Annotated in this window: 24 protein-coding genes; 14 read left to right on the top strand and 10 right to left on the bottom strand. The window is 42.0% G+C overall.

Annotation, left to right across the window (positions count from 1 at the left end; translation table 11 throughout):
- Nucleotides 1–21: 21 nt before the first annotated feature.
- On the bottom strand, nucleotides 22–1,098 hold the full coding sequence (gene dhaK / locus H6G86_RS29010; protein ID WP_190937200.1) for a dihydroxyacetone kinase subunit DhaK: 1,077 nt from the start codon (nucleotides 1,096–1,098) through the stop codon (nucleotides 22–24).
- A 134-nt stretch (nucleotides 1,099–1,232) separates the two neighbouring features.
- Here dhaK and H6G86_RS29005 point away from each other — a divergent pair, with 134 nt between their 5' ends.
- Nucleotides 1,233–1,400, top strand: coding sequence for a hypothetical protein (locus H6G86_RS29005; RefSeq protein ID WP_242065020.1), 168 nt, complete (start codon nucleotides 1,233–1,235; stop codon nucleotides 1,398–1,400).
- 58 nt (nucleotides 1,401–1,458) lie between these two features.
- Here H6G86_RS29005 and H6G86_RS29000 read toward each other — a convergent pair whose 3' ends face one another.
- On the bottom strand, nucleotides 1,459–2,334 hold the full coding sequence (locus H6G86_RS29000) for an MBL fold metallo-hydrolase (RefSeq protein ID WP_190937198.1): 876 nt from the start codon (nucleotides 2,332–2,334) through the stop codon (nucleotides 1,459–1,461).
- Nucleotides 2,335–2,542: 208 nt separating this feature from the next.
- Here H6G86_RS29000 and H6G86_RS28995 point away from each other — a divergent pair, with 208 nt between their 5' ends.
- From H6G86_RS28995 to H6G86_RS28975, 5 genes are all read left to right on the top strand, one after another.
- Entirely contained in the window at nucleotides 2,543–3,412 is an 870-nt protein-coding gene (locus H6G86_RS28995; RefSeq protein WP_190937197.1) for a CHAT domain-containing protein, read from the top strand.
- 40 nt (nucleotides 3,413–3,452) lie between these two features.
- A complete protein-coding gene (locus tag H6G86_RS28990) occupies nucleotides 3,453–4,433 on the top strand; it encodes a hypothetical protein (RefSeq protein ID WP_190937196.1) in 981 nt (326 codons plus the stop codon).
- Entirely contained in the window at nucleotides 4,418–5,374 is a 957-nt protein-coding gene (locus H6G86_RS28985; RefSeq protein ID WP_190937195.1) for an AAA family ATPase, read from the top strand. Before H6G86_RS28990 ends, H6G86_RS28985 begins: the two co-directional genes overlap by 16 nt.
- Entirely contained in the window at nucleotides 5,371–6,513 is a 1,143-nt protein-coding gene (locus H6G86_RS28980; protein WP_190937194.1) for a hypothetical protein, read from the top strand. Before H6G86_RS28985 ends, H6G86_RS28980 begins: the two co-directional genes overlap by 4 nt.
- 728 nt (nucleotides 6,514–7,241) lie before the next feature.
- Nucleotides 7,242–8,621: an ATP-binding protein gene (locus H6G86_RS28975; protein ID WP_190937216.1), complete on the top strand. Its 1,380-nt coding sequence runs from the start codon at nucleotides 7,242–7,244 to the stop codon at nucleotides 8,619–8,621.
- Nucleotides 8,622–8,862: 241 nt separating this feature from the next.
- On the opposite strand, the gene H6G86_RS28970 is transcribed toward H6G86_RS28975, so the two are convergent.
- On the bottom strand, nucleotides 8,863–9,816 hold the full coding sequence (locus H6G86_RS28970) for a heme o synthase (RefSeq protein WP_190937193.1): 954 nt from the start codon (nucleotides 9,814–9,816) through the stop codon (nucleotides 8,863–8,865).
- 244 nt (nucleotides 9,817–10,060) lie between these two features.
- Nucleotides 10,061–10,972 (bottom strand): COX15/CtaA family protein, encoded by a 912-nt coding sequence (locus H6G86_RS28965; protein ID WP_190937192.1) that lies wholly within the window; start codon nucleotides 10,970–10,972, stop codon nucleotides 10,061–10,063.
- A 522-nt stretch (nucleotides 10,973–11,494) separates the two neighbouring features.
- On the opposite strand from H6G86_RS28965, the gene H6G86_RS28960 reads away from it, so the two are divergent.
- The 6 genes from H6G86_RS28960 (at nucleotide 11,495) to H6G86_RS28935 (ending at nucleotide 18,765) form a co-directional block, all read left to right on the top strand.
- Entirely contained in the window at nucleotides 11,495–12,577 is a 1,083-nt protein-coding gene (locus H6G86_RS28960; protein WP_190937191.1) for a cytochrome c oxidase subunit II, read from the top strand.
- A 67-nt stretch (nucleotides 12,578–12,644) separates the two neighbouring features.
- Nucleotides 12,645–14,381, top strand: a complete 1,737-nt coding sequence (gene ctaD, locus H6G86_RS28955) for a cytochrome c oxidase subunit I (RefSeq protein ID WP_190937215.1) — start codon at nucleotides 12,645–12,647, stop codon at nucleotides 14,379–14,381.
- Between the two features lie 104 nt (nucleotides 14,382–14,485).
- Nucleotides 14,486–15,112: a cytochrome c oxidase subunit 3 gene (locus H6G86_RS28950; RefSeq protein ID WP_114080407.1), complete on the top strand. Its 627-nt coding sequence runs from the start codon at nucleotides 14,486–14,488 to the stop codon at nucleotides 15,110–15,112.
- Between the two features lie 911 nt (nucleotides 15,113–16,023).
- Nucleotides 16,024–17,307 carry a serine/threonine-protein kinase gene (locus tag H6G86_RS28945; RefSeq protein ID WP_242065019.1) on the top strand — a complete coding sequence of 428 codons (1,284 nt, stop codon included), beginning with the start codon at nucleotides 16,024–16,026 and terminating at the stop codon, nucleotides 17,305–17,307.
- 254 nt (nucleotides 17,308–17,561) lie between these two features.
- Entirely contained in the window at nucleotides 17,562–18,638 is a 1,077-nt protein-coding gene (locus H6G86_RS28940) for a PstS family phosphate ABC transporter substrate-binding protein (protein ID WP_190937189.1), read from the top strand.
- A complete protein-coding gene (locus H6G86_RS28935) occupies nucleotides 18,607–18,765 on the top strand; it encodes a hypothetical protein (RefSeq protein WP_190937188.1) in 159 nt (52 codons plus the stop codon). Before H6G86_RS28940 ends, H6G86_RS28935 begins: the two co-directional genes overlap by 32 nt.
- Before the next feature lie 16 nt (nucleotides 18,766–18,781).
- On the opposite strand, the gene H6G86_RS28930 is transcribed toward H6G86_RS28935, so the two are convergent.
- The 5 genes from H6G86_RS28930 to H6G86_RS28910 form a co-directional block, all read right to left on the bottom strand.
- Nucleotides 18,782–19,117 carry a XisI protein gene (locus H6G86_RS28930; protein WP_190937187.1) on the bottom strand — a complete coding sequence of 112 codons (336 nt, stop codon included), beginning with the start codon at nucleotides 19,115–19,117 and terminating at the stop codon, nucleotides 18,782–18,784.
- Nucleotides 19,105–19,521: a XisH family protein gene (locus H6G86_RS28925; protein WP_190937186.1), complete on the bottom strand. Its 417-nt coding sequence runs from the start codon at nucleotides 19,519–19,521 to the stop codon at nucleotides 19,105–19,107. The genes H6G86_RS28930 and H6G86_RS28925 overlap by 13 nt, the downstream gene beginning before the upstream one ends.
- A 49-nt stretch (nucleotides 19,522–19,570) precedes the next feature.
- The gene (locus tag H6G86_RS28920; RefSeq protein WP_190937185.1) at nucleotides 19,571–21,397 is read right to left on the bottom strand and encodes a tetratricopeptide repeat protein; all 1,827 of its coding nucleotides are present in this window, start codon (nucleotides 21,395–21,397) and stop codon (nucleotides 19,571–19,573) included.
- Nucleotides 21,387–22,679: an ATP-binding protein gene (locus tag H6G86_RS28915; RefSeq protein WP_190937184.1), complete on the bottom strand. Its 1,293-nt coding sequence runs from the start codon at nucleotides 22,677–22,679 to the stop codon at nucleotides 21,387–21,389. The genes H6G86_RS28920 and H6G86_RS28915 overlap by 11 nt, the downstream gene beginning before the upstream one ends.
- Nucleotides 22,680–23,139: 460 nt before the next feature.
- Nucleotides 23,140–23,376 carry an HlyD family secretion protein gene (locus H6G86_RS28910; protein ID WP_206758450.1) on the bottom strand — a complete coding sequence of 79 codons (237 nt, stop codon included), beginning with the start codon at nucleotides 23,374–23,376 and terminating at the stop codon, nucleotides 23,140–23,142.
- Nucleotides 23,377–23,573: 197 nt separating this feature from the next.
- On the opposite strand from H6G86_RS28910, the gene H6G86_RS28905 reads away from it, so the two are divergent.
- Both H6G86_RS28905 and H6G86_RS28900 read left to right on the top strand, forming a co-directional pair.
- The gene (locus tag H6G86_RS28905; RefSeq protein WP_190937182.1) at nucleotides 23,574–23,942 is read left to right on the top strand and encodes a hypothetical protein; all 369 of its coding nucleotides are present in this window, start codon (nucleotides 23,574–23,576) and stop codon (nucleotides 23,940–23,942) included.
- 108 nt (nucleotides 23,943–24,050) lie between these two features.
- The gene (locus H6G86_RS28900) at nucleotides 24,051–24,614 is read left to right on the top strand and encodes a Uma2 family endonuclease (RefSeq protein ID WP_190937181.1); all 564 of its coding nucleotides are present in this window, start codon (nucleotides 24,051–24,053) and stop codon (nucleotides 24,612–24,614) included.
- Nucleotides 24,615–24,854: 240 nt separating this feature from the next.
- Here the strand turns inward: H6G86_RS28900 and H6G86_RS28895 are convergent, their stop codons facing one another.
- Nucleotides 24,855–26,426, bottom strand: coding sequence for an SUMF1/EgtB/PvdO family nonheme iron enzyme (locus tag H6G86_RS28895; protein ID WP_199338464.1), 1,572 nt, complete (start codon nucleotides 26,424–26,426; stop codon nucleotides 24,855–24,857).
- Nucleotides 26,427–26,542 lie beyond the last annotated feature (116 nt).

The raw sequence follows: 26,542 nt of genomic DNA, 5'->3' as shown, positions 1-26,542 counted from the left end.
TTCGTAATTTGTAATTCATGATTATGAAATTCCCCAACGCCAACTTGGTGTTTTTACTGGTGCATCCCAGAGCCGGATCATCTCGTCATCTAATTTCAGCAGGGTAATGGAGCAACCTTGCATTTCTAGAGATGTGATGTAAGGACCTATTAAGTTTCGCACAATTTGCAATCCTTGCTGTTCGCAGATTTGGGCGAGTTTGCGGTACACAATATACAGTTCGGAAATCGGAGTTCCACCCATACTATTGACGAAAGCTAATAAGCGATCGCCTTTTGCAAATGGTAAATTTGTTAGTTCTACATCTAGCCATTCTCCTTTGTCTTCATCCCACTCGCGCAGTGTGCGGCTGTATGCTGCATCCTCAAGGAGCGATCGCGTTAGAACTTCGGTAATCTCATCTGCTGCTTTGATGCCTGTACGTTCTATTCCTGGCTCACCGTGGATACCGATACCTAATTCAATTTCGCGATCGCTCAATTCAAATGTCGGCGTTCCATTCGCGGGGACTGTACAAGATGTTAGAGCAATTCCCATACTCCGCCCATTCAAATTTACTCGGCGACATAAATTTGCTATTTGTGGCAAATCATACCCTGCCTCAGCCGCCGCGCCACAAATTTTTTCCGCTAGTATTGTTGTTCCCACACCCCGCCGTCCTTGGGTATAGAGGCTATCTTTCACTGCTACATCATCATCGATCAAAATATTTAGCGATCGAATGCCTTCACTACGGGCTAACTCCGTTGCCATTTCAAAGTTCATGACATCGCCACTGTAATTTTTGACGATGTAAAGGATACCAGAGCCTCCATCTACAAGCTTTGCTGCTTCTAGCATTTGGTCAGGAGTAGGTGAAGTGAAAACCTCACCAGGACAAGCTGCATCAAGCATTCCTTTGCCCACAAAGCCAGCGTGCATTGGTTCATGTCCACTGCCACCACCTGAAATAATTGCTACTTTACCTTGTATAGGTGCATCGGCTCGATAAACAAAAGTGGGATCATAGTTTACTTTAATTAAATCGGAATGAGCCGCCGCCATACCTTCTAGACTTTCTCGCACAAAGTCTTCCGGCTTGTTGATCAGCTTTTTCATAATCCGTGTTTGGTTAAAAGGGTTCTAAAATCCAGGTTATAGCGCTTCTGGTTTGTATGCAATAGAGTCTGACCTCTGTCTAAATCTTTGTTCTACAAAGCTTTAGTGTTGCATTAGCATTGCAGGTCGATGCATTGGCATTACAGGTCGATGCATTGGCATTACAGGTCGATGCATTAGTATTACAAGTTGATGCATTGGCATTGCAGGTCGATGCATTAACATTGCAGGTTGATGCATTGGCATTACAGGTCAAGATGTGGGGCAGCTTTCGAAGACTTTTGTGTACACCATATCAGTAGGGGCGCAAAGCCTTGCGCCCCTACCACGTGGTCTACTTACCTGAATATAGCTGTAATGTCAATCCAAAGATTCCATGAACTCAATGCACTTGTGCATCTGCTGGCGCATGGTTTCCCTATCGGCATGAAACCTTCGTCCATGACCTGGTAGTACCCATTCAAAAGAGTAATTAGCCAAATTCCGCATTGATTTAGTCTGTTCTGACCAAGAATACCAGCAGAAATCGTGGAATGCAGCCAGTTGGTGCAGGCTTTCTGACCAGGCGAGATGGTCGCCAGTGAACAGAAACTGATTTTTATAAAGTAGGACGGTTTGTCCTTTGGTGTGACCGGGAACTGGGATAATTAATAAATCTGGAGTCAAGGCGAATGGTTCAGAACCAGTTAGCTGTATTTCTACATTGCGAGTATCGGCAGTAATATCATCAGTGTGAAGGATGCGATCGCACTGAAAATGCTCCGCAAACTTTTGATGATCTGCCACATCATCTTTATGAGTTAGGTACATATAACGAATCGGCCCCAGTTCTTCTAAACGCTTGACTAAAGGCGGCGTAAACCGGGGAGAATCCACCAAAATATTACCTTCTGGAAGTTGAATTAAATAGCTAGCAGCACCGTAAGATTTTTCAGAATGATAGCCGCAGTGGTAAACATTTTCCGCCACTAATATGGGAAACTTTTGTTGAGCAACTTTGATATCTTTTGGTTTCTCAACAGTCCCAATAGAACTAGTAGGACAAGCTAAAAGTGCTTCAAGTGCTGCTAATCTTTCTGTATCATTCGTTGGTTGATGATAAACCGCCGACTGTTCATCAACACGAGAAAACACTTCAGGAGTCATCCAGCGACAGGTATCACAATCAATACAGGTAGTATCTACATAAAAATCGCCGTTGACATTTTGGGGACGACGCTGATTTAAATGAGCCATATTAATCCTTTTGCTTCCAGCCACTTACTGGGGGAGCGATAAACCTTATATCACTACGCTAGCAAAAGTAATTTGAGACTGTAGCCGCCACTAGAAGTAAATCTGCTCAAAAATATAAAGTCTCGTGAAACTCAGTAAGCATAAATATGGTCTTGACTTATGTGAAAATGAACTTGGTCAAAAATCATACTCTGGGCTGATCATCTAAATGAGCAGTAATGGTCAAATCAAAATTCTGTTTTTAGCAGCAGATCCCAGTAATGCTACACGATTACGCTTGGGGCAAGAGTTGCGTGATATTCGTGAAAAACTGCAATTAGCAAAAGAGCGAGACAGATTTATTCTAGACTCGCGTGAATCTGTACGTCCGGGAGATATCAGCCAAGCAATATTCGATGTTGAACCGCAGATTGTGCATTTTTCTGGACATGGAACCAGTACGGGTGAGCTTTGTTTTGAAGATTTACTAGGAGAATACCAACCTGTACAACCAGATGCTCTAGCAGCGTTATTTGAACTAGTAGCCGATCAAATAAATTGTGTGGTGTTGAATGCGTGCTATTCCGAAGCTCAAGCAAAAGCGATCGCAGAACATATTCCGTTTGTCATTGGCATGAATAAAGCAATTGGAGATCAAGCCGCGATCGCTTTTGCTGTAGGTTTTTACAAAGCATTGGCAACAAGGCGGACGATAGATCGGGCTTACAAGTTCAGTTGTGTCGAAATTAGATTGCAAGGCATTGCAGAACATTTGACTCCAGTTTTGTACACCAAACAAAACTCAGTGTCTCCAATTTCAGAGGTACAGCAGATAGACTCGAACAAATCAGGTGGAGTACCAAATACACAGTCAACTAGTTTAAATCTGGGGCAAAGGCAGCGAATTTTACAGGAAATCGAAAGCCTCCAGCAACAGTATGATTTATTGAGTCAGAAATTGAGTCGCCTACGGTTAGATTTAGTGATAGAATCCAGCACTGTCGTCAAGTTTCAGTTAGAAAAGCAGATTGAAAATGCTGAAGCTGAAAGAACACAACTTACTCAACAGATCGAGCAGCTAGAAAATAGCCTGCAATAAAAATAGTAATATCTCAATAGTTGGGTATTAAAACTCACAGATGTCTTCAGTTCGGCATTTACAGCAAAAACGAGAAGAACTTCAACAACACTACGATGCGTTTAGCGAGAAGATAAAGTTGTTGCGGAATCAACACGCAATTGAAGCAGGGGCTTCAGTAGCTTTTCAGCTAGACAAAGAAATTGAGCGGGTTGAGAAAGAACGCGATCGCCTCCTGAAGCAGATTCAGATTATTGAGAGGTCTTGCAAGAGTGAGCCAATACATAGTGAACTGTTTCGCCTCAACTACATAGCACAGGTACAGTTATTCCGAGAATTTATTACAGAAAAACGTATAGGAGCTTTCTTAGTTCATGGCTCCCCAGAATATGGTCAAATCTGGTTACTGAAGCGTTTGTTACAGAAAATTCCTGAAAGTACAGTGACTTCCCCAATCCCATTTCATCTCAAACGCAGGGTACTTAGGAGTGATATTGCAGCCCTATGGAGAGAGTTGGGTCGTCGGATTGGAGTACAAGATTTTTCATCCCATGAGGAGATTGCCAGGAATGTAGTTGCTCAATTGAAAACTCAACATATCATCCTAGTATTTCACGATCTCGATTGCATTGATGAAACCTATCTGCATGAATTAATCCGTGATTTTTGGTTGCCTCTGGTAAACTCAACCCCACAGACAATTTGCTCAAGCAACGAATTTTTTCTACTGATGTTTTTGCTTGACCAAGATGGTTGTGTCAACACTTGGAATCTTGAGTTTGCAGATCAGCTCGATCTAGTATGGAAACCCCATATTCCCATTAGGCTACCAATGATTGATCCCTTATCTGAGCAAGTCTTGGTTAACTGGATTGAAAATGCAATTGATGTTCTACCAATCCAGATGACTAAAAAAATTGACTATACCGTTCAGGTAATTTTAGAGAAGAGTGAAGGCATTCCAGAACGTGTGTTTGCTCAAATTTTTGGTTTGTGTGGCTGTAACTGGCAGGAGGAAGAAACCCGGTGGTTAGAACTTTAGACGGAAAGCGGCTGAAATACATAGGTAAGGTTCAACCCCAGCCAGGAGAGCAAGACCCGGAGACGGGGCAAATCTTGTATCCCTACCTGCCTAGTGAGAAATTGGTAGAGGCTGTGAATTTAGCGATCGCCCTCGAACGCCCTTTACTATTAAAGGGAGAACCAGGATGCGGCAAGACAAAATTGGCTCGTGCAGTGGCTTATGAGTTGGGTTTACCTTATGAAGCTTGGTACATCAAATCTACTAGTCGAGCGCGGGATGGTCTTTACACTTATGATGCCGTTGGCAGATTGCGGGATGCTCAACTTGCTGCCTCCAAAATCGATGAAGAAGCCGCAGTCCAGGCAAAAAATGCTGATGCCTATGTAGAATGGGGGCCGTTAGGACGTGCTTTTCGCAACGAGAAGCCAACTGTGGTTTTGATTGATGAAATAGATAAAGCTGACATTGACTTTCCTAACGATCTGCTGTTAGAGCTTGATGAGCAAAGGTTTGAAGTCACAGAAGTAAAACAAAACAGTCCGCTCAAGAAAATTCAAGCGAAAGCAACACCAATTGTTTTTATAACTAGTAATGATGAAAAAGACTTGCCTGATGCTTTCTTACGTCGTTGTTTATTTCACTATGTCAAATTCCCTGAACGTCAGCAGTTAATCGAGATTGTTAAAACTCGGTTTTCGGTTTCACCGTTGGAATTAGTGGATGCAATTATTGACCGCTTTTTAGAACTACGTGAAGAGATGCGGCGGGACAAGGGCGAAGCAGGTAAAAAGGTCAGTACCAGCGAACTGATGGATTGGGTGCGGATTCTTAGTCATCATCAAGATGATCAAATTCTCAGCAAGTTAAAAACAGAACTTCTATATCCTGGGGTGTTGCTGAAGAGTTGGGATGATTATCGCCGTTATGGTGAACAGATGCGATCGCAGCCAGAAGTATGAAGATAGAAGCTCTCCATGAAGAACTACCACTGCTTGAGCTTTTTACACAACTGCGCGAGGCAGGTTTGCCCTTGGGTATCGATGAATACCGCCTTGTTTTGACAGCTTTACAGGAAGGCTTTGGCACGACTGACCAAGAAGCGTTAGCAGAACTGTGCCGTACCTTGTGGGTAAAATCTCAGGATGAAGAACATCTCTTCAACTATCACTTTCAACAAGTAATAACAGAACCTTATCCTGTAAAACCTTCTGGTACAAGGCAAGAAGAGAAAACTACTTTCTCCCCCTCCCCCGAAGTACAACAAGCGTTAGAAAATCAGGGTAATTATTCATCTGATCTAACCAATACAACACCTGCCACTGTACCCGTTTCATCGGAATTAATGGAAGTACAGGATGAGATGCAAGTGGCTGAAGCAGTACAGATTACTACTCAAAATAATGAGGAAATGACTGTTAATCGCTTTACCGAAACCGATGAGTATTTTCCAGTGACGCGGCGGCAGATGAAACAAAGCTGGCGGCATTTACGCCGAATGGTACGCCAAGGTTTGCCCACAGAGTTAGACATACAGGCAACTATTGAGCAAGTGGTACGGCAGGGAGTTTTGCTAGAGCCTGTACTGATGCCCAGTCGAGTGAATAGAACTGAACTGCTGTTGCTGATTGACCACAAGGGGTCAATGGTTCCCTTTCACGCACTATCCCAGCGATTAGCCCAGACAGCATTACGAGGCGGACGCTTAGGAAAAGCTAGTATTTACTACTTTCACAATTGCCCAACTAAGTATCTTTACCATGACCAGACGCGCCAAAAAGCCGAATCTGTCACAGATTTTCTAGCTAAGTTGCGCCCAGAGCGTTCCGCTGTATTAATTTTTAGTGATGGGGGAGCAGCACGGGGCGGTTTTAGTTTGGAACGGCTGGAGTTAACCCAAAAATTTTTAGACCAGTTGAAACAGCGATCGCGTTATATTGCATGGCTGAATCCAATGGCAACAGAGCGCTGGTTTGGCACAACAGCAGGAGAAATTGCGCGTTTAGTGCCGATGTTTGAAGTTAGCCGACAGGGTTTTGATGGTGCGATCGACGTGTTGCGGGGTCGGGGAATCAATGCACAATTAAGGCACGGGCTGTAATAAATCTAAGTGGGAGTATTTTAAGGGTAAAAAGTATGAAGCCAGAAGTCGCTAGTCGTCGAATTGAGTCTTTTGGTCAACGCTTCGGGGAAGCGCACCTCTATTTTGCTTACCATGCTGCTTTTCCGTTAGCCCTCACCCCAGATTTACTTTACCGACTATGGGCGAATTTTCAACGAGATATTCATAGGCAGGAGTTGAAAATACCTTGGCTGGCTGTGGCTGATCTGCTGCTTTCTAGCCTTTGCGATGAAGTGGGGCATGAACTATACGAAATGGATGCAGCAGTGCGAAATGCCCTATTGAGAGATTTAAAAGAGAATCCCCATTTTGGCGAAAAGCGGATTAATGAATTATCTGATTTTTTGCTTACCTATGTGCGGCAGCAGCTTGAGAGCCACGATCCCGATATTCGTGATTTTGCTCAGGCTCAGAGGTGGACAGCGTTAGCGTATACGCGACCAAGTGAGGTAGCGAGAGATTTAGCATCAGTTCTTGCAAGGTTGAAGTTAGAGGAAAAGGCAGAGTGGGTTCGTATGGCATCGCTGGTGGAAACTTTTGCAGAGCCATTAGCAGAATTCCAGCCGCTACTAATTTATGCTCGTGGGATGGCAAAATTTGTCCGTGGGAACCAAGAACGTGCAATAGCCGAGATGACAAGTTTACTAGCAAACCAAGAGCCTCAACTACGTGTTGCTGGAGTAAACCTGCCGATTCCTAGTCCAATCTTGGCGCAAACAAGAGAAACAAATAAACAATCTCCTTCTGAAAAAAGCGATCGCACATCCAACCCTAATTTACTCGCAAAACTCTACAGTGCTTTTAACCCCTTTGAACCTTTACCCGTCGGAGATCCCCAATATGTAGATTGTGATGATGTCCGGGGAGATGCCGATATTTTGCAAGAGTTGGGAAATCGGATGCGATTAGCAAATGCAAATACTTGCCAATTGTATTCTGGTCATCGGGGTGCAGGAAAGTCTACAGAATTACTCAGGTTAAAGAAGTATTTAGAAAATCGGCAATTTTATGTGGTCTATTTTGGGGCTGATGAAGAGGATATCGATTCTGAAGAAGCCCAATATACAGATATTCTCCTCGCCTGTACCAGCCGTTTGCTCAAAGATTTAAAAGGAATTGCCAATCCTCGTCCAATACTCGACTGGTTGAAAGATCGTTGGGAAGATTTAAAAGATTTGGCGCAGACTCCCATAGAGTTTGAGAGTATGGCAGTGGAAACCCAGCTAGCTCAGTTTGCCATATTGACCGGAAATTTAAGAGCTGTTCCTGGATTACGCCAGAAGATTCGCCAAAAAATTTATCCTCACACCTTCACTTTAATTCAGGTGTTAAATGAGTTTCTGGTGGATGCAAAACAGCACTTACCTAATGGCTACAAGAAACTGGCGGTAATTGTCGATAACTTAGACCGCATGGTGTTAGTTAAAGATGGCGACGACCGCACAAACTATGAGGAAGTTTTTTTAGACCGCAGCGAACAACTCCAAGCTTTAGATTGCCATTTGATTTACACTGTTCCCATTTCAATGATCTATTCTACCAGGGCAACAGACCTCAGAGATATCTACGGCGACCCCCAAATTTTGCCGATGATTATGGTAAACACTCTCAAGGGTGAAGTTTATCAGCCAGGACTCAAGAAAGTTAAAGAAGTAATTAACAAGCGAGTCCGGCAAATTGCCCCCGAACTATCACTAGAAACGGAAATTTTCGACAGTCCCCAAACCTTAGACAGACTTTGTTTAATGAGTGGAGGTCACGTGAGGAATTTGCTATTGTTAACTCAAGATGCCATTGGACGCACTGAAGAGTTACCTGTTTCAGAAAAGGCGGTGCGACGAGCAATTACTCAAGCCAGAGATACTTATCGTAGAGTAGTGGAACATTATCAATGGAGTTTGTTGGCGGAAGTGTCTTGTTCTAAGCGGATTATTAATGATGACTTGTATCGGAGTTTGATGTATAACCGCTGTCTTTTGGAATACCGCTATTTGGATGATGATGGAGAGATGCAGCGTTGGTATGATATTCATCCTTTGATTCAAGAAATTCCAGAATTTAAAGAAGCAATGGCGAAACTTCTATGAACCCAAATTTAAGTGATTGGGATGATGATTTATTCCCAGAACCAGAAGAAGTTTATCAAGACTTGGTTCGCGCACTGAAGCGAAAATCAGGATTGCTTATTATTGTGAAATATATATCTTCTATATCTTCAAGTTTGCTAAAGAGTCCGTTTACGTAACTAATTTTCATAAAAAAGACTTGAATCTTCCAAAAATGCGATCGCGCCCCTTTACCAAACGCGATCGCTAAATTTTCCATCCCCTAAGCTATAAAATGCAACTGATTGATCGCTGCATTAATTAAATTATGGGTAACGGGAAGACTATCAACTACCATCCCCAGACACAACAGCATCATGTAGGAGATGGAAAAGAGAAACAACTCTTTAGCTACAGCGCGATCCTCTGGATTTTGCAACAAACGCCAAGATTTGTGGATAAATAATCCTCCCAGACTGAGGGCGATCGCAGCATAAAGAATTCCACTTGCGCCCAAAGGATAAAACAACAACACGGTTGCAAATACTGTCACCAGCGTGTAATACCAAATCTGCTTTACAGTTGCCGTAGTACCTTCAATCACAGGTAACATTGGTATCCCAACTTTTGCGTAGTCATCTTTAATCATCAGAGCTAGCGCCCAGAAATGGGGTGGTGTCCATAAAAAGACGATGGCAAAAATCAGCCATGCTGACCAGCTTAATGTCCCTGTGACAGCAGCCCAACCCACTAAAGCCGGAATTGCCCCAGCCGCACCACCAACAACGATATTCTGAGGGGTGTGGCGTTTCAGCCAGTGGGTATAGACCAAAATGTAAAAGACAATGCCAGAGAAAGCTAGCAGCGCGGCTAACAGATTGGCAAATACTGCCAAGAGTGTAAAGGAAATCGTCGCCAGTGCGATCGCAAAAATTAGAGCATCGCGTGGCTGCACCTTACCGGAAGGCATCGGACGATGACGCGTCCGCTCCATGTCATAATCAATATCGCGATCGTAGATACAGTTAATCGTCTGGGCGCTGGCAGCAGCCAAAGTGCCACCAGTGAGAGTTACTAGCAACAGCAATGGGTCTACTTCTCCCTTAGCAGCAATCCACATACTCCCAGCCGTGGTAATCAAAAGCAACGGAATAATCCGAGGCTTTGTTAGCTGGTAATAACTTTGAACTACCTGGAAAAACGTTTCGTGGTGGCGAGAGACATTAGTCTCGATCATTTTGGCTCTGGTTCCTTATTTTTCAACAACTTATATGCAGCCCCCGCTCAAGCTGGCTCTTTCAGGCAAATAAAAACACAGATTTTCTGTCCCTGGGTGGGTTGCATCATCAGTGCTGAGTGCTGAGTGTTGAGTTAGGAGTTAAGAGTTAGAAATTCTTTCCCTGCCCCCTCGTCTTCCTCATCTTCCCCATTCCTAACTCAGCACTCAGCACGAGCTAAACGCCCCTCTACTGCTAACGTGACTAAGCACTAACTGAGTCACGCTGTGCGAGAACTGTGAAAGCCACCAAAGTACCTAACAAAGCTGCTCCTATAACTTGGTGGGAGACGGTGAGAGGCTCGACTTGGAGATGTAATTTGAAAGTGGCGAATCCCAACAAAATTTGTAAGGTCAACAAACCACCAGCTATATTTGCCAGTCGCCGCAAGGCTGGATGTAGTGCTGGTGTACGCCAACAGATAAATACCATTGCCAAGGTTGTCACTGTTGGCGGCACCAAACCAGCAATATGGCTGTACATTACAGTACAAAGTTGAGAACCACCTAAGCATTGGTGTAGCGCCCAGCGAGAGCCTACTAAGGCACCTAGGAGACTTTGCAGGTAAACCAGAATAGCGGCAGTTAAACCTATCCAAGGCAACTTACCAACGGTTCCAGTCCCCTGATAGGGGGTGAGTGCCGTGCCGATAATCAGGAGGGTGCAAAAAAATAACAGCGCCGTTCCTAAATGAGCAGTAACAATATCAAACCGCAACAGTTCGGTAACGGTGAGTCCTCCCAAGATGCCTTGGAAGACGATTAAAAATAGGGCGAATGTGGATGCCCAAGGAAGCCATCTGGGTAAGAAACGACGATGCCACCAGGACAAACCAAAAAGTGCGATCGCGCTTAAACCAATTAAAGCTGCATCCAATCTGTGAAACCACTCTAGGAACACCTGGAGATTCATTTGCTTGGCTGGCACGAGTTCGCCATAGCATAAGGGCCAGTCTGGGCAAGCAAGTCCAGCATTCATCACGCGGGTGGCACTGCCTATTGCCATCAAAATTAAGGTGGCTATGCACATTTTCCACACCAAGCGCCGAATCATTTCCTTGGGCTTTTGCTGCTCAACTGCCGCTTCATTTTGTTGTTGTAGGACAAATTCGCTCATGAATGATACCTTCTGCCCGCTCTTGGTGGCTCTCTTAAAATTTTCAATTTTCTTTTAGTGTCCCATCTTCACCCTAGCGTATAGGCTAAAGGTTTATAGATTAGCACTCACTTATACTTTGAATCACTCTAGGAAGGTTCTGCCTGAAGCTTTAGGTATTTTTCAAGATGTGAAAAATTGATTAATCACAATTAATTTAAACATTCTAAATTTTTCCTTAAATTTTCCCACTGATTTTAGAAGAAGGCACGAGGCAGGAGGAAATAATAATGAATGAAAACTTTATAAAACCCAGTCCTTAAATCCCCGGCTTTTAAGTACATCTGGCTTACTTCTACGTCCTGCCTTCTCCTCTTGCCTCCTGCCTCCTGCCTCCTGATAGTCACCTTGTACCCAACATTAGTAAAATAGTTAAAAAAATTAATAAAAATTTCAGACCTTTGGACTCTATGCCTTCCAGCCTAGACTACCTTAGTAAGTGGGCAGCTTTAAGATAACGTAGTAAATTCAATTAAGTAAGCCGTGAAGATTCCAAGTTCAATCTGGACATTACTCATTGGCATCGTGCTAACGCTAGCCAGCCTTTGGTACGGTCAAAATCACGGTCTGTTGCCAGCAGCAGCCACGGATGAAGCCGTCTTGGTGGATGGTCTGTTCAACGCGATGATGATCGTTTCTACAGGTATATTCCTGTTAGTTGAAGGTATTTTGATTTACTCCGCATTTAAATACCGTCGGCGTGCAGGTGACAATGAAGACGGCCCACCAGTTGAGGGCAATATACCTCTAGAAATTCTCTGGACGGCGATCCCAGCAATTATCGTTATCGGTATTTCTGTTTACAGCTTTGATGTGTACAACGAAATCGGTGGCTTTGATCCCCATGCTATCCATCAAGCGCCGATGAATCAGGAGTCTATGGCAATGCCTGGAAGTGCGATGGCTGCAACTTTAAGCGATACTCCTCCCAGCACCGAACCTAACCTCAATCAGGAAAAATCTGATGAGGCAATGCAAGACCCAGCTACCGCAGAAGTCCGCAATGCTGACCAAATTCCCCAACTGCGGAATGCCCCAGGTGTCGGTAGTGTTGCTCCAACCATTGGGGGAAGTCCTGATAAAGCAGGCAAACCAGCACAATTACAGGTCAACGTCACAGGTCTACAATATGCCTGGATTTTCACTTATCCTGAAACTGGTATAACTACAGGTGAAATGCACGTTCCCATCGGGCGAGAAGTGGAAATCAATATGACAGCCAACGATGTCATCCATGCTTTCTGGGTGCCAGAGTTCCGCCTGAAACAAGATGCAATCCCTGGTAGACAAAGCAAGATTCGCTTCACCCCCAAAACAGCAGGAGATTATGTCCTAATCTGTGCCGAACTTTGTGGTCCCTACCACGGTGCAATGAGAGCGCCAGTAGTTGTTGAGTCAGAAGAAGCATTTGCCAAATGGATGCAAGAACAGCTAGTTGCCAGCAAAGAAACACTAAATCAAGCCGTTGCTGTTAACCCAGCGAATTTATCCCCAAATGATTTTCTTGCTCCTTACACCAAGGACATGGGAATTAAGCCAGAAATCCTTCATCAAGTTCACCATTAGTCAATATGTTATTTAGTCAAAATCCAGTGACTAATGACCAATGACTAATGACTAATGACTAATGACTATGACACAAGCTCAGTTGCAAGAAACTGCCAATATCCCTGCCCTTCTTGAGGAACCAGGGATTAGAAAATGGCAAGACTTCTTTGGCTTTCAAACCGACCATAAGGTGATTGGGATTCAATACCTAGTCACTTCGTTTATTTTCTACTGCATTGGCGGCGTAATGGCTGACTTGGTTCGCACAGAGCTGCGAACTCCAGAGGTAGATTTTGTCACACCAGAAGTCTACAATAGTCTATTCACGCTGCACGCCACGATCATGATTTTCTTGTGGATCGTGCCAGCCGGGGCAGGGTTTGCTAACTATCTAATTCCCCTGATGATTGGGGCAAAAGATATGGCATTTCCTCGGCTGAATGCTGTTGCCTTTTGGATGATTCCCCCTGCGGGTATTTTGCTAATCGCCAGTTTAGTGGTGGGCGATGCACCGGATGCAGGTTGGACTTCCTACCCTCCCCTGAGTTTGGTAACAGGACAAGTAGGTGAGGGCATTTGGATTATTAGTGTCCTGCTGCTGGGTACGTCCTCAATTTTGGGGTCGATAAATTTCCTGGTGACATTGCTAAAAATGCGTATCCCCAGCATGGACATACACAAAATGCCCTTGTTCTGCTGGGCAATGTTTGCAACTTCGGCGCTAGTTTTGGTATCCACCCCAGTTCTTGCAGCCGGTCTGATTCTGCTTTCTTTTGACTTAATTGCCGGGACAACATTTTTTAACCCAACTGGCGGTGGCGACCCGGTTGTATACCAGCACATGTTCTGGTTTTACTCCCACCCAGCCGTTTACATCATGATTTTGCCCTTCTTTGGAGCAATTTCAGAAATTATCCCCGTGCATTCCCGCAAGCCGATTTTTGGCTATAAAGCGATCGCTTATTCATCTCTAGCAATCAGCTTTTTGGGGCTAATCGTCTGGGCGCACCACATGTTTACCAGTGGTATCCCCGGCTGGTTGCGGATGTTTTTTATGATCACCACCATGATCATCGCCGTACCCACAGGGATTAAAATATTTAGCTGGTTAGCAACCATGTGGGGTGGAAAAATCCAGCTTAACAGTGCGATGTTGTTCGCCATCGGCTTTGTCGGCACTTTTGTAATCGGCGGTATCAGTGGCGTGATGTTGGCAGCAGTGCCCTTTGACATTCACGTTCACGACACCTATTTTGTGGTAGCCCACTTGCACTATGTGCTATTTGGTGGTAGCGTTCTAGGGATTTTTGCAGCCATTTACCACTGGTTCCCAAAAATGACGGGGCGGATGATCAACGAATTTTGGGGTAAGGTTCATTTTGCCTTGACTATTGTCGGTCTAAATATGACCTTCTTACCTATGCACAAACTAGGTTTAATGGGCATGAATCGCCGCATTGCCCAATACGATCCCAAATTCACCACATTGAACGAAATTTGTACGTATGGTTCTTACATACTGGCAATTTCGACATTCCCCTTCATCATCAATGCGGTTTGGAGTTGGTTGTACGGTGAGAAAGCTGCTAATAATCCTTGGAGGGCACTTACCTTAGAATGGATGACAACTTCACCACCTGCGATCGAAAATTTTGATCAAACCCCAGTGCTGGCTACAGGCCCCTACGACTACGGTTTGGAACATGCTAATGAAGGTGTACCTTTATACGATCCCAATCCAATCTTGTCTGGTGGGCCCAATTCAGTATTAAGAGCAGAACCCGATCCAGCCGTTGCTGCCAATCCCGAAGACCGCAAATAAACTGCGACTGGGGACTGGGGACTAGGAATTTCTTCTCCTCTGCTCCCCATTCCCCATTCCACATTCCCCATTCCACATTCCCCATTCCCCACTCATCAAAATTCATGCAAAGTCAAATCATTGACCCAGCTAAAACCGAACTTAATCATCACCACGCGGTGGAAGCGTCCGTTGGCCATCATGAAGAACATCCAGACCATCGTCTGTTTGGGCTATATGTCTTCCTGATTGCTGAAGGGATGATTTTTATGGGTCTGTTCGGAGCCTACTTAGCTTTCCGTGCTACCTTACCTGTGTGGCCGCCAGCAGGTACTCCAGAATTAGAACTATTGTTACCTGGAGTCAACACCATCAATCTAATTTCTAGTAGTTTTGTCATGCACAATGCTGACACTGCTATTAAAAAGAACGATACGCGAGGTGCGCGAATCTGGTTAGCAATTACCGCCGTGATGGGTGCTACTTTCTTAGTGGGTCAAGTATATGAATATACCCATTTAGAATTTGGTTTAACTACCAATTTATTTGCTAGTGCATTTTACGTTTTGACTGGTTTCCACGGATTACACGTTACGATCGGCGTTTTGGCCATTGTTGCCGTGTTGTGGCGATCGCGCCTTCCGGGTCACTATAGTGACGAAAAGCACTTTGGTATTGAAGCAGCCGAAATCTACTGGCACTTCGTTGACGTGATTTGGATTATTTTGTTCGGATTACTCTATCTCCTGTAAGTATTAATTATTTAGTTGTTTACTCCACGCGAACAACTTAATATGCCCCCTATTGGGGGCTTTTTTAATTAATATTTTATTTTTTACTTAGCAAGGTTTCAATACTGCTCGGTTAAGAATTTTTAACTCGGAATTGGGTTTGGGAAAAAGGTTAAAGGGTAAAGGTTAAAGGTTTTTTCTTTCCCCTTTCCCCTTCCCCTTTTCCCCTTAACCGACAAGTATTGAGCAAGGTTTATAGAAAATATACTAAAACAAGCTTAAACTACTCGCACGATTACTTTTTTAAATGCAACTGACTTATTGCAAGTGATATATAGTACTCGTATTTGATATTTTAAAAAACCCCGTACAATTCAAAAAGCTTTCTTTCCAATTGTCTCTTGCCTCTTACCTTCCCATGCAAGTAAATATTGCTACGCCACACTGCGCGAACAAAAATCAAAGCGGATTACTATAGACCAATACAATAAATACAGTTTAGATAAGACCAAAACACTTGTAGAGACGGCGATTTATCGCGTCTCAAAACCCAAAATTTTTGCCAGTAGCCCTTAACCCAAGCGTATTGTACTATAAACGCAACTAAAAGGTGGGAAAAGTCGGAAAAGTTGGATGTTTTTTGAAACCTATTGAATAACCAGTTAATATACTGTTATAAATACTGGAGGCTATTATTAAATTTACTTAAGAAATAAAATTATTGAATTATTCCAAAAATAAACTTTATATTTATATTAAGATATCTGTAAAGGTATCAAATTAACCAAATCAAGGAGCTAGCCATGAAAATGCTCCAAAGTATGGTTTGCCTAAGAAGCTAGCTTCCTCAAATAGGAACAAATCTAGCGGCAGGTATTCATACCTCACCCAAGCTCTGAATGGTCAGTAAATTAACAAGTAGTATACGCCACATGAGCCAGAACCCTCTAGTTAGAAAAAAACTTCGGAGTCGCTTTGAGACTGTCAAACTGCTGGAAAGCGGAGGTTCTGGTAATACTTACTTGTTAGCAGGTGCTAGAGGTAACAGGGATCAATACTCTATCTCCAGAAAAACACTTCGGAATCGCTTTGAAATTATCAAACACTTAGGAAGTGGAGGCTCTGGTGATACATACTTAGCTGTAGACCTAGATTTACCAGGACAACCCCATTGTGTGGTAAAACATTTCCAACCAAAAGATTCCAATCCTGCTGTTCTACCCATCGCTAAAAAGTTATTTGATCGGGAAGCAGAAGTTTTATACCAGCTAGGCAACGACCACGATCAAATTCCTAGACTGTTTGCCCATTTTGATGAAGATGGAGATTTCTATTTAGTCCAAGAATTTATTGATGGTCATGCGTTAACCCAAGAAATTGTATCAGGTCAACGTCTGAGCGAGAATGCAGTCTTAAGTTTATTAAAAGACATCCTGGAAGTGTTGGCATTCGTTCACCAAAATAACATTATTCATCGGGATATTAAGCCCCAAAATTTGATGCGGCGGCACTCCGATCAGAAGATTGTGCTAATTGACTTTGGGAGTATTAAGAAAATTGGTGCTTTGGGAGCAGGTTTAACAATTGCAGTTGGGACTCCTGGTTATATGCCAAGCGAACAGGCTAAAGGAAAGCCAAAACTTTGCAGCGATATCTACGCAGTAGGGATGATAGGCATTCAAGCTTTGACAGGTTTAATTCCTGAGCAAATAAAAGAAGATCCCAATACTGGAGAAGTTCTCTGGCGCGATCAAGTACAGGTAAGTGATGCTCTTGCAAATATTTTAGATACAATGGTTCGCGATCGCTACAACCAGCGTTATCAGTCTGCTACAGAAGCTTTGCAAGCACTTAATTCTGCTCTCCTGTTGCCACAGTCATCAGAATCTGCTGGCATCAACCAAAATGCTGATGATACTTATTTGCTAAATTATAGAAACTTTCTTTTGCTTCTAGGAATAGGGCTTGGCGCTACCACTAGTTTTATAGTATTAATTTTAATCTATACATTTATTAATACAGGTGCATCGTCTCCAAACCGACCTACTCAATTAAATAATTTTATAGAAAAATTGGTTGAGCAACGATTTACTAATGCCAATGTGAATAGCCTAATAGCGAAATCAATAGCTAAAAAAGGAGTCTGTAAAAACAATTGCAGCATTGTAAAAACTACTAAAAAGCAAATTGAATCTCATAATAGCAGTCCACTTTAATTTCTGTTCGTGCAGCGTGGTGTAGCCAGATTTATTTGTGTGGTGCGCGCAGTGCAAGCGCGATAGGTCTAGCTTCACAAAATTCAAATATGAGTCCATACATTAGAAAAAGTTAATAATCTAGCAGCAATCATAAAAATACCTATTAACTAGCTATTACGTATTTAATTTAAATCTAAATATTCTAAAAATTATTCTAGGATAATTACTTAGAGATTCCTGTAAGATACATATAATAAACAAAATTTAAAAATATGGACAATACAAATCAAAAAAAAGCTTTAATTAACAGCGAAATTGCCCTCTTTCTTAGAGGTTTGATTATTGGTAAAGTGCTGACACTTATGGTTATTGGTGGGCTGCTTTGGTGGTTACTAAAGCCGAATTTATTGTCCCGTAACAGCGTTAACTCTTCTCCTAATCAAAATTTCAAGACCGTCTCTAATACCACATCCAGTTTTCAGACAGTTGCAGATGTCCCCACTGCCTCATTTAACTACGGAGGAAGTACAGCTTGGGCATCTATTCGGCAATTAGTAGATTCTCAGATTCAGAGCGATCGTCCGGAACTACAATTACGTTATGTAGACCCTGTTAATGCTAGCCCTGGTTCTAGCTCAGGCATTCGGATGTTACTTGATGGGAAAATAGACTTTGCTCAGTCTTCTCGTCCCCTTACAGATGAAGAACAAGCTATGGCAAAAGCGCGAGGCTTCACCCTTGAGCAACGTCAGGTAGGTATGGATGGAATAGCAGTGGTAGTCAACCCATCCCTGAAAGTGTCAGGTTTAACTGTTGACCAATTGCAGCAGATTTATTTGGGGAAAATTACTAACTGGAATCAAGTAGGTGGGCCAAACCTACCCATCACACCTTTATCTCAACGACCAGAGGACGCAGATACAGTAATATTCCCTAGCAACAGCGACTTGAAAGGGCAAACACTTGGCTCGAATGTGCAATATGTCTACTCTACTACAGAGGCAGTGCGCCAACTCAGTAAAATCCCTGGTGGTGTGTATTACGGTTCTGCCCGTTCAGTAGTGCCTCAATGTAGTGTGAAGGCTTTGCCATTGGGTCAGACTGCTGGTCAATTAATTCCCCCCTATCGGGAACCGATGGTGTCGCCTGAGCAATGTCCGCGTCAGCGCAATCAGCTAAATACTGAAGCTATCAAAAATGGCAGCTATCCCATAATTGCTAATTTGTTTGTGATTGTTAAGCAGAATAAAGGTCGGGAACAGAAGATTGGAAATGCTTATGCCAATCTTTTATTAACTGACCAGGGACAAAGAGCAATTGAGCAAGCTGGTTTCGTCGGGGTTAACTAATACAGCGATCGCACTTTCCACTACAGATTATTCATATCCCCGACTTAAAGAAGTCGGGGATCTTGGGGGAGCGATGCCTACGGCGGTAAACTACGCACCATTCACTATTCATGTATTTATCATCTGAGTTGAAAATATTTACATCACTCGACAGCATAAGAAGTAAATTGGCGTTTAAAAGGAGAATGAAACCCAATCACAATATCAGAATGGGGTACACCTAACTCAACTAATCGTTCAGCAACAGACTCTTCTGTACCGTTATACTGAATCCATATTTTCCCATTTTGAATATCAAAATGCATGACTGGGCCAAACACTCGCTTATCTCCTTGCCAGCCAACATAAGCTAGTTGATAATGGTCATTTTCATTGTCTAAAATTAATTGTGAATTTACTGTATCGGTATTAGATGCTATTTGTTGATGTTCGCTCAATACTTGTTTGATAAGTTGTCGATAGCGTTCTATTTTATCCATAGTCGAATTTCCTCACATTTTGGGTCGTAAACTATCAACTTAACTTGGTAACGATGAAGAGCGCGTTGGACAAAAGAAAGTTGAAAAAAGTCTTGATATGTTTCAATAGGAACCGCTAGGTAAAGCGCTCTGTCTGCTTCTTCTTCTTCAATAGCTTGGCAGTAATTTAGATATTGTCCTAGCGCAGTATGAAATTCACTGATATCTGAATCTGCAATAAAACTCTTAATTTCAACAGCTATTTTCTCTGTGTTACGTTCTGCGGCGATGGCATTTTCAGCCGCTAAGTCTATTTGTAGTTTAATTGCTTCACTAATACGAATTGTAAAAGGATCGTGAGTAATTTTCCACCCATCCTTAATTAATGCTTTTTTAACCTGTTGATGGAAAACATCTTTAGCCATGTTGCTATCTCTAGATTAGGCCAGATTAACCTAAAATAATATTCTTACTCTATGTAATGCTTTCCCCAAAGGGGTTGTCGTTCGCGCAGCGTGTCGTAGACAAGACATCGCACTCTCCATTATTCTGCATTGCTGTGGCAAGTTTTTCTAGATTTTGACGAATAGAGACACTACGGTGATGATTTACACCCCAGACTCGCTCACAAATATCTAAAGCTTGCAAATAAAGCGGTTCTGCTTCAGCATAACGTCCAGTTGCACGATAAATTTCTGCCAAATTATTGAGACTTTCGGCAACATTGGGATGATTTTCTCCCAATAGGTGCTTATCAAGTTCTAAGGCTTTTATACATAAAGATTCCGCTTCATTGTAGCGTCCTTGCTCCCTGTACATATAACCAAGAGCATAGATAGTATCTGCTAAAAGTGGATGCGCCTTTTGCAATAGACGTTCCTTCAGTTCCAAGGATTCTAAAAACAAAGATTCTGCTTGATCGTAGCGTCCTTGAGCGCGGTATATCAATCCTAAATTGTGTAAATCTGTTGCAACATCGGGATTTTCTTCTCCCAAAAATCGCTTATCTAATTCTATTGCTTGTTGTGACAACGGTTCAGCTTCACTGTAACGTCCTTGATGATAATAAAGTAGCGCTAAATTATTCAGTATAAGAGCGAAAGAAATATGATTTTCACCAACCAAACGTTTTTCAAGTTCTAATGATTGCAGATACAAAGGTTCTGCTTCGTCATAACGTCCTTGTTCATCATATAGTAATGCCAAATTGTTCAAACTGACGGCGACATCCGCATGGTTTTCTCCCCACAGACGTTTCCTCAGTTCCAAAGCTTGTTGGTATAAGAGTTCCGCTTTAGCATATTGTCCAGTAGATTTGTAAAGTCCCGCCAAATTATTCAGGCTAGTAGCAAAAGAAGGATGATTTTCTCCTAGCAGGCGTTTCCTTAGTTCTAAAGCTTGTTTATATAAAGGTTCGGCTTCGCTGTACTGTCCTGTTGCACGATAGATTCCGGCTAAATTGTTGAGGCTATTAGCTAAATCTATCTGCAAACCTAATTCATTTTGTAGCTCACTCGCCTGTCGCCAATATTTAATTGCTAATTCCTGTTCTTCTTGATAATTTTGAGATTCACCCCGATCTAATCTGCTGTGGTAAATATCGCCCAATCTTGAGTATAAAGTAGCCAAGGTGGGGTCTTTAGTTCCCCGTTCTTGTTCTACTTTCTCGATTAATCTTTGTAAATCTTGAATGGGTAAGAAAAAGCGATTAGTTTCATTAGTATCTGTACTAGCTAATTCTGTGTCTCTAAAAACAAAGCGGATATTTTCTAATTCTTTACCAGGAATAGCATTTGTCTTTTGAGATTCAAACCGAAATACACCATTACGCCAACTCCAAAAATCAGGAGCTTTTTTAATTAGGTTGACTAAAATTTGGTTAGTTACCCAAAGCACGATTGCAAATGGAAATTCGCGCAATCCTTCCCTTGTCCACTGTAAGTAACCAAAAAACTTTTCCTGTTCTGATTGCTCATTTCCCAACCTGAGAAAATACAATTGTTCAGCACCCGTAACAGTAATCACCGCCAGGTTCTGCTGACGGAGATATTCTTCTTGTTGTACCAGTTGGTTAAGAGCAGCTTTCAGGCTTGGTTCTTGACGTGCTAAAGTTACTCGATATGCACGGAAGGCGGGTTGTAGTTCAGCTTCATAGTGAGCAATAATCTCATCACGAAAGCTAGCATCATCGCAAACTGCAATCAGTAAATTTAATCCCCGTTTTTGAGCTTCAATAGAAACAATTAAATCATCATACGAATCTTGATTTTCTCCTTCATCAAATAATTCTTCATTCAACATTAATGGCTCCCTGTCTTTTCAAGCTTTCGATAATAATTGGATGAACATCGTACCAAGTTTCATCAGTACGATATTCTAGAACATACAGCCCATGTAGTAAATCCAAAAACTCTGCTTGTTTGGGATCGTTGGGCATAAATTGTTCATAAACGCTCTGCAAAATATCGATATCAGTTTTTCCTAAGCGTATGGAAAAATCATTACGGATTTTATTAATTGCTTGCAGAAGAATTTTATCATCAATGATAACTTTGGCTGAAGGATTTCGCCGAATTGTTCGCAAACATATACGGCAACATTCCTTAGAAATCCGAATTAACTCTCGCAATACGCCACCACTGTAAATTACAATTTTTTCAGCAGTTTCTGCCGCGATTAATTCACTAGGAATCCGTTTTTGCAAAACTTCACCGAGAATCTTTGTTGCTTCTGGGCGAGGTTGGGCATTAGGAAAGCGATTTTTACCTTTATCAAATATTTTTAAGACAGGCATCGCTACAACTTGATCGTTGGTTTCAGTAGCAATTATTGTGCTAATAAATGTTTCTCGAAGGACTGCGATCGGAATGGTGTAGATAATTTGAAAGTTAGGTTGACAAAGAGCTTTAATGTTATCTCGATAAATTTCATTCACTCTGCCTAAGTCAAGTTTATCTAAATCATCAATAATAACCAAAACGTTTTGTTTAGTTGCAGCTTGAATTAAAGCAGCTATTTCGTTAATTCTGGCAACTAAATCTGATAACTTGCGTTCAAATTCTTGCTTAATTTCATCCCGAACGCTTGCATCAGCTTTTAATTTAGAGCTAATCAATTTTAGGAGGTCAAAACCTATACTAGCTTCTGCTTGCAAATTGGATTCTTCAGTGCGAGTGCGAGTAGCAAACCACTTATAAAGAGCTTCTTTAGTAGAGTGCGGAATATCAACTTTGCGGGCTTCTGCCTCTGTCATTAAATTAACTGCGATCGCAAACAGTATATTAATATGATTAACAGCCGACATTTCAATTTTGTCAGCAATAGAAAAGAGAACTACAAAATATTTATCTTGAATTTGTCGGCTAAACTCAGCTAACAAAGTAGACTTACCACATCCTCGATGTCCTGTAAAGACAATTTTGCCATCTCCATTAGGACTATCTTCGACTAATTGGTTCAGGTCTGCAATCAAATCATCACCATATTCGACTCGAAATCTTTCCATTTCGTTCCGTTCCATCAACGGAAATAGTTCGAGATTGCTGTATGCTTCTTGAAAGGAGTTTAATAAGTCTTGAGACATTGGATAGTGCCGTAAACGTGCTAGCTATTCATATAATGGCTCATGATTTTTGAAGCACAAGTTCAGGCAATGTCTAAGATAGAGTAAGCCTACATAACTTCTCAAATTCCGTTAATAAATAACTACTAGGTGAGTGGTATGTTATGTCTTAAAAAGAGATGCCATAATACTCAAATTTCAACCTATTAATAAGTAACAGAGGTCAATAATCAATCAGACTGAATGATAGATGATACATTCAATAATTCAGACTGAATGATACATTATACAGATAACATCCTGAAAGCTACTTAACACATAAATAAAATAAAATTTTCAGTTATAAAAATAAATTTTCAGTGTGCTTCGTCTCATTCCCCTCTAGCTGATGCGATGGTAGCTGTTGTTACTATTAGTTAGTAGTCTGTCAAGGAATAATTGACGAGTACATTCTTTGTAGAGACGGCGATAAATCGCGTCTCTACATGAGATAAAGCAGCTTCGCGACTTCAAAACCAGCTTTTGCGACATCAAAACCTGCATTTGCGACATCAAAACTTGCATTTGCGACATCAAAACCAGCTTTTGCGACATCAAAACTTGCTTTTGCCACTTCAAAACTTGCTTTTGCCACTTCAAAACTTGCTTTTGCCACTTCAAAACTTGCTTTTGCGACATCAAAACCTGCATTTGTGACATCAAAACCTGCTTTTGCCACTTCAAAACCTGCTTTTCTCAACGAATTTCAGCAAATATACCCGCATTTATCTAGCGGCTAATGCCATCTAATGCTTTTATAATTCTGTAACTTCACTGTGGCTGGTGCATCTGCTCATTGCGTATTTTGATGATATATAAATAACTCAGTGTATAAAATTAGGGTTATTTATAAATTAATCCAAACAGGAAAACTATATGACGCAACGGAAACGAAACTCCATGTCACTGACCAAAGCTGAACGACGGATTGAAGGAATGCAGACAATTAACCCTCAGTTAGACTTTAGTAATGGGTTTTCAATTGCTACTTACAACACTAGAGTTATTGAATTACGAGAAAAGCTAGCCGCCTATAATCAAGCACAAATAATAGTAGATAAGACACACAATGCATTATTAGAAGCAGAACGTGAGTTGAATACTTATTCTGAGCAAATGCTATTGAATGTTGCATCTCGTTATGGCAAAAATAGTGATGAGTATGAGATGGCTGGTGGAACACGCAGGTCAGACCGCAAGAAACCACGCCCAGTTGTAAAACAAACAGTGACATCTGTGAAGTAATTGCTTGGAGTTGCCGCTTCTTTAGATCAGGGTGCGTTGACCTTTGTGACAACGCACCATTAAAATTAATATAAAGCTAATCAAACTCTTTTTTACAAGAAAGCCCTAATGCTACAAACCCCATCTAAATCGATAACTTTAGATGAGTTTCTCAAGCTACCAGAAACAGAACCTGCTAGCGAATATATTGATGGGCAAATCATCCAGAAACCAATGCCACAGGGTAAGCACAGCACAATTCAAACCGAGTTTTCTACTACTGTCAACCTAATTCTTAAACCTCAACAGATTGCACGAGCATTTTCAGAATTACGTTGCACATTTGATGGACGCTCAATAATTCCAGATGTGTCTGTGTTTACTTGGGGTAGAATTCCCCGCGACGAAAAAGGCGAGGTTGCTAATACCTTTTTAATAGCTCCTGACTGGACAATTGAGATTCTCTCACCTGACCAAAGTCAAACAAAAGTGACCAAAAATATTTTGCGTTGCCTCAATTTTGGCACTCAAATGGGTTGGTTAATTGACCCAAATGAACAAACAGTGTTTGTTTATCTTCCCAAGCAGCAACCAGAAGTATTTGATGAACCAGAGCAAAAACTTCCTGTTCCATCTTTTGCTAATGAGTTAAATCTGAGCGTTGCGTCTGTTTTTGGGTGGTTATTAGAGTAAATACAGTATAACGAAGTGAAACCAAGCATTTGTGATGGGTAATGTTGGGTTGACTTTTTTAAAAAGTCGGGAATCTTGAAGAATTAATTGAGTCGAACAACTGTTCGGTTTTGCAACCTACCAAGCTATCCGACTCGGTTTTATGTTTGGAGGTTGTCGCCTTCCTCGCTGGTTCAGGTCTGGACTCCCTGATGTACGCCCGATAAATTCCCATTTATCAACTCTGACTTTGGGGAGTACTCACCCCACAGCCACCGCCACCACGCGAAAACCAACAAAGTCGTCACGATCCGCAAGCGCGCTCCCAAGGCGATTGGCAGAACGGCAATACCTGGCACTGCCGATCCAACTACCGCCACGCAGAAGCTTTATGTAATTATCTTTAACAGTAAGCCACGGACTACCATCTTTTGGCGCGTCTATGTAATTATTGTTATACACATCTTCACACCATTCCCATACATTACCATGCATATCGTATAAACCGAAAGAGTTAGGGGGAAATTTTCCTACATCTGTTGTTTGTTCACGATATTCGCCCTTTGGTGCAGAGCCGTAAGGATATTTACCGTCGTAGTTAACTAAATCTGTGGTGATCGTTTTACCAAAATAAAATGGGGTCTTGGTTCCAGCACGACAAGCATATTCCCATTCGGCTTCACTGGGTAGCCTGTAGGTTTTTCCTGTCTTCTGACTCAACTTTTTACAAAACTCTACCGCCTCATCCCAAATAACTTGTTCTACAGGTCGTTTCTCACCTTTGAAATTAGAAGCATTTATCCCCATAACGGCTTGATACTGTGCCTGGGTAACTGCATATTTCCCCATGAAAAACCTAGGCACTTTTACCTGATGCTGTGGACTTTCATTTCCAAATCTCCCTGCTTCCCCTTCTGGCGAACCCATCATAAAGGTTCCCCCTGGTATCTGCACCATTTCCAAGGTGACACCATTTCCTAAATCTTGTTCAAAATATTTCGCTTCCTCATTACGGCGGTTGGTGATATTTCCTTTTGCATTTACCGTAACCACTTCAAATTGAAAAGTTTTTAAAGTATTTTTTTCAACTGTAGAGATTCCTTTAATGGAATTTTCAATACTAGGACGAGGTGGTGTTGAAGATGGTTCTTGAGGTTCCGATCGCAACCTTGCAATTCTTCCAATTGCTTTGATTGCATCCATATCTGGCCCTAAAGCCGCAGCTATTACCCGAATCCATAATTGCTCTGCTAAATCTAAATTCCTGTTTACTTCCGCTTGGTAAGCATCATTTTTCAACGTGGCGATATCCGCTAGAGTTGCATATTGCGGCACAAGTATTAGGTGAGATTTATCCACAGGTTCAGCAATCACATAAGGCGTTTGCTTTGTATTCTTATATTGGCGAACCAGTTCAGGCACACGAAACTTGAGATACTGATCCAATCGTTCAACAGTAGCGCATTTACCTTGAATTCCTAACCCTTCTAGTAATGCAGTAGTAAAAGCACCTTGTTGTAAAGCCTCAATTTCATAAGAATACTCCTGTGGACTACAAGAAAATATACTGATAACTCCTTGTTGACGTGCTTCTTCTGTCGTTTGTCGCCCAATTCCTTCGCCAGCACGAGTACCTAGACTGCGACAAGCATCCAGAATTAGAACAACATTATCAGCACCGCAGCGACGTAGGCGTTCAGTCACAATGTTAATTGCAATTGCCGTACTTTCAACATCCTCTGGATCGCCATCAGAGGGCATAAGATAATCACGGCCAGCGTGTCTCATGCCATGCCCACTGAAGAAAAACCAAAAATTATCCCCTCCTTCCATAAAAGGATTGTCAAATAAGTAGGACAGGGTGAAAAAACCAAATTGTGTAAAGATAAGTAAATACACATAATGTATCTACCACGGTAACAGGTATATGGGCAGCCGTTTAAGGGTAT

This window comes from Nostoc sp. FACHB-133 (genome assembly GCF_014698055.1).
In the GTDB taxonomy this organism is placed as follows: domain Bacteria; phylum Cyanobacteriota; class Cyanobacteriia; order Cyanobacteriales; family Nostocaceae; genus Nostoc.
The sequence above is the reverse complement of the archived record's forward strand: the minus strand, read 5'-3'. Positions and strand labels throughout refer to the sequence as shown.

Excerpts from the sequence above, each read along its gene's own strand:
- H6G86_RS28945 (WP_242065019.1), top strand. The coding sequence starts at position 16,024 with ATGAGCCAGAACCCTCTAGTTAGAAAAAAACTTCGGAGTCGCTTTGAG.
- H6G86_RS28965 (WP_190937192.1), bottom strand. The coding sequence starts at position 10,972 with ATGAGCGAATTTGTCCTACAACAACAAAATGAAGCGGCAGTTGAGCAG.
- H6G86_RS28990 (WP_190937196.1), top strand. The coding sequence starts at position 3,453 with ATGTCTTCAGTTCGGCATTTACAGCAAAAACGAGAAGAACTTCAACAA.
- H6G86_RS28900 (WP_190937181.1), top strand. The coding sequence starts at position 24,051 with ATGCTACAAACCCCATCTAAATCGATAACTTTAGATGAGTTTCTCAAG.
- dhaK (WP_190937200.1), bottom strand. The coding sequence starts at position 1,098 with ATGAAAAAGCTGATCAACAAGCCGGAAGACTTTGTGCGAGAAAGTCTA.
- H6G86_RS28915 (WP_190937184.1), bottom strand. The coding sequence starts at position 22,679 with ATGTCTCAAGACTTATTAAACTCCTTTCAAGAAGCATACAGCAATCTC.
- H6G86_RS28995 (WP_190937197.1), top strand. The coding sequence starts at position 2,543 with ATGAGCAGTAATGGTCAAATCAAAATTCTGTTTTTAGCAGCAGATCCC.
- H6G86_RS28920 (WP_190937185.1), bottom strand. The coding sequence starts at position 21,397 with ATGTTGAATGAAGAATTATTTGATGAAGGAGAAAATCAAGATTCGTAT.
- H6G86_RS29000 (WP_190937198.1), bottom strand. The coding sequence starts at position 2,334 with ATGGCTCATTTAAATCAGCGTCGTCCCCAAAATGTCAACGGCGATTTT.
- H6G86_RS28930 (WP_190937187.1), bottom strand. The coding sequence starts at position 19,117 with ATGGATAAAATAGAACGCTATCGACAACTTATCAAACAAGTATTGAGC.
- H6G86_RS28970 (WP_190937193.1), bottom strand. The coding sequence starts at position 9,816 with ATGATCGAGACTAATGTCTCTCGCCACCACGAAACGTTTTTCCAGGTA.
- ctaD (WP_190937215.1), top strand. The coding sequence starts at position 12,645 with ATGACACAAGCTCAGTTGCAAGAAACTGCCAATATCCCTGCCCTTCTT.
- H6G86_RS28905 (WP_190937182.1), top strand. The coding sequence starts at position 23,574 with ATGACGCAACGGAAACGAAACTCCATGTCACTGACCAAAGCTGAACGA.
- H6G86_RS28940 (WP_190937189.1), top strand. The coding sequence starts at position 17,562 with ATGGACAATACAAATCAAAAAAAAGCTTTAATTAACAGCGAAATTGCC.
- H6G86_RS28895 (WP_199338464.1), bottom strand. The coding sequence starts at position 26,426 with ATGGAAGGAGGGGATAATTTTTGGTTTTTCTTCAGTGGGCATGGCATG.
- H6G86_RS28925 (WP_190937186.1), bottom strand. The coding sequence starts at position 19,521 with ATGGCTAAAGATGTTTTCCATCAACAGGTTAAAAAAGCATTAATTAAG.
- H6G86_RS28980 (WP_190937194.1), top strand. The coding sequence starts at position 5,371 with ATGAAGATAGAAGCTCTCCATGAAGAACTACCACTGCTTGAGCTTTTT.
- H6G86_RS28950 (WP_114080407.1), top strand. The coding sequence starts at position 14,486 with ATGCAAAGTCAAATCATTGACCCAGCTAAAACCGAACTTAATCATCAC.